The sequence below is a fragment of the Hydrogenophaga sp. genome (assembly GCF_041633695.1).
GTDB lineage: Bacteria > Pseudomonadota > Gammaproteobacteria > Burkholderiales > Burkholderiaceae_C > Hydrogenophaga.
The window spans coordinates 1-2,589 of record NZ_JBFJMY010000531.1 but is presented as its reverse complement, the minus strand read 5'-3'; the positions used below and the strand labels follow the sequence as shown (position 1 = coordinate 2,589).

The 2,589-nt window shown below is 66.6% G+C and carries 4 protein-coding genes; 3 read left to right on the top strand and 1 reads right to left on the bottom strand.

The features are described from left to right. Positions 1 to 65: 65 nt before the first annotated feature. Positions 66 to 482, bottom strand: a complete 417-nt coding sequence (locus ABYB95_RS21240; protein ID WP_372661604.1) for a hypothetical protein — start codon at positions 480 to 482, stop codon at positions 66 to 68. A gap of 122 nt (positions 483 to 604) precedes the next feature. Here ABYB95_RS21240 and ABYB95_RS21235 point away from each other — a divergent pair, with 122 nt between their 5' ends. The 3 genes from ABYB95_RS21235 to ABYB95_RS21225 form a co-directional block, all read left to right on the top strand. After that, positions 605 to 1,228, top strand: coding sequence for a DUF924 family protein (locus ABYB95_RS21235; RefSeq protein ID WP_372661601.1), 624 nt, complete (start codon positions 605 to 607; stop codon positions 1,226 to 1,228). A 93-nt stretch (positions 1,229 to 1,321) separates the two neighbouring features. Beyond that, positions 1,322 to 1,885: an NAD(P)H-dependent oxidoreductase gene (locus ABYB95_RS21230; RefSeq protein WP_372661598.1), complete on the top strand. Its 564-nt coding sequence runs from the start codon at positions 1,322 to 1,324 to the stop codon at positions 1,883 to 1,885. Further along, positions 1,882 to 2,589, top strand: a 708-nt coding sequence (locus tag ABYB95_RS21225) for a cation:proton antiporter (protein ID WP_372661595.1), incomplete at its 3' end; no start/stop codon positions are given. The genes ABYB95_RS21230 and ABYB95_RS21225, both read left to right, overlap by 4 nt.

The window sequence follows — 2,589 nt, the reverse complement described above, 5'->3', positions numbered from 1 at the left end:
GTCGTCGAGCCTCACAAGTCATGCCTGCCTTGGGCCCGGCAGCGGCCCTTGGGTCTTCAGAGCGATCAGTCGTCCCAGTCACCGCGACCATGGCCGTGCCCACGGTGGTGTTTTTTCCACTTTTTCTTGTCGTAGCGGCGGTCGTCCCAGCGCGGACCGTAGTCCCAGCCGGTGTGCACCACAGGGCCCCGCACCACCACCACCTCGCGCTGGATCACGCGTGGGCGCTGCTCGTAAACCACCACCCGCTCCTGGTACACGGGTTCCTGGTACACCACCACCGGGCGGGGCCGCACCACCACCGGCGGCGCGTTGGAAACCCCCACCGCCACGCCGGGCGAATGCACGCCCACCGACCAATACACATCGCCCGCACGTGCCTGGGTGGCCACGGTGCTAAACGCCCATGCGCCAGCCGCCAGCGCCACCACGGCCAGTCCACGTGCCCATGCCGAGCCCCGGCGCCATGCTGTTGTGTTCATTGTTTGCCTTTCAAAAGAAGCAAGACCTTGCCCCATGGGCGTATTACAGACAATTTCGCTGTAACCTGTGCTGTACGCCCGGTGAAAGGCGTAGCCAAACGTAACCACGACCCCGCCACACCATGAACACCCGATCGGACCAACTCCCCAACGCCCAAGACGTGCTCGACTACTGGTTCGACGACGGCTTGCAGAACGACTGGCCGAGCCAGAACCTGAACCCCCGCTGGTTTGGCGGCGACGCGGCGCAGGACACACAGATCCAACAGCGCTTTGGCTCGCTGGTGAAAGCCGCGCTCAAAGGCGGTTTACAAAGCTGGGAATCCGATCCTCTGACCCGGCTCGCGCTCATCATCTTGCTCGACCAGTTCACCCGCAACGTGTACCGCGGGCAGGCGCTGGCGTTTTCGGGCGACGCCAGAGCGCAACAACTGGTGCTGCAAACCCTGGCCCTGGGCCAGGACGCGGACCTGCCCCGCGTGGCCCGGGTGTTTCTCTACATGCCGCTGATGCACGCCGAAGCCCCTGGGCTGCAAGACGAGTGTCTGCAACGCTTCACCCGCTTGCTCGAAGACGCCACGCCCGAGCTGCGCGACACCCTGGCGGGCAATCTGCGTTTTGCCTACCAGCACCGCGACATCATCGCCCGCTACGGCCGCTTTCCTTACCGCAACGCGGCACTGGGCCGCACCAACACGGCGGAAGAAGAAGACTTTCTGAAAGACGGCCCCCGCTTCGGCCAGTAGCCCGCCCACCAGATGGCGCAGCGGCACGGTGCTATCGTGCGCCCAAACACCCCACCGGCCAGCCCAGCCTTTTCCTCATCCCCGCTTCAAGCCATGTCCAGCACCCTGGTGATCCACGCCCACCCCCGCCCCGGCCATTCCATCGTCACGCAAGAGCTGCGCCGCACGCTCGAATCGGTGGACGAGCTGTCGGTGCGCGCGCTCTACGAGCTGTATCCGGACTTTGACATCGACGTCTCCAGCGAGCAGCAGGCGCTGGAACAAGCCGACCTGGTGATCTGGCTCGCGCCGGTGCACTGGTACAGCGTGCCCGCCCTCATGAAACACTGGTTCGATCAGGTGCTGGCCCACGGCTGGGCCTATGGGCGCGGCGGCAACGCCCTGCAAGGCAAACGGGCCTGGTGGGTGGCCAGCGCCGGCGGCGCGGTGCCGGCCTATTCGGTGGGCGGCTCCCACGGGCGGCCTTTTGCCGATTTCATCGCCCCGGTGGAACACATGGCGCGCTATTGCGGCATGCAATGGTTACCCCCCTTCGTGGTGCACGCCGGCCACGCCGCCGACGCCGATACCCGGCGCGCCACGCGCGAAGCCCTGCTGCAACAACTGCGGCAACACCAGGGCCAGGCACAGCTAGCGGCCCGGGGGGCGGCGGCATGATCCAGGCGATTCTGTTCTTGCTGGCGGCCCTGGTCTTTGTGCCGCTGGCGGTGCGCCTGGGCCTGGGTTCGGTGCTGGGTTATCTGGTGGCCGGCATGGTGATCGGTCCGGTGGGCCTGGGTCTGGTGTCCGACCCCACGGCCATCCTGCACGTGTCCGAACTCGGTGTGGTGCTGATGCTGTTCGTCATCGGCCTGGAGCTGGAGCCCAAGCGCCTGTGGGCCATGCGCCTGGCCGTGTTCGGCGGCGGCACGCTGCAAATGCTGCTCTGCGCCGCCCTGCTGTTTCCGCTCGGCCTGGCCATGGGCTGGCGCTGGCAATCGGCCCTGGTGGGCAGCTTGGCGCTGGCGCTTTCCAGCACCGCCATCGTGGTGGGCATTTTGCAAGAGCGCAACCTCATGGCCTTGCCGGTGGGCAAGAACGGCTTTTCCATGCTGCTCTACCAGGACATCGCCGCCATTCCTCTGCTCGGCCTGGCCGCCCTGCTCGGTGCCAGCGGCGTCAGTGGTGCAGAGACCGCATCCACCAGCCACGGCAGCGGCCCGCTGCTGCAACTGGCCGCCGTGCTGGGCGTGGTGGTGTTTGGCCGCTATGTGGCCTACCCGCTGATGCGCAACATCGCCCGGTTGCGGGTGCGCGAACTCTTCACCGGCTTTGCCTTGCTGCTGGTGCTGGGCGTGGCCGCGCTCATGGAGCAAGTGGGT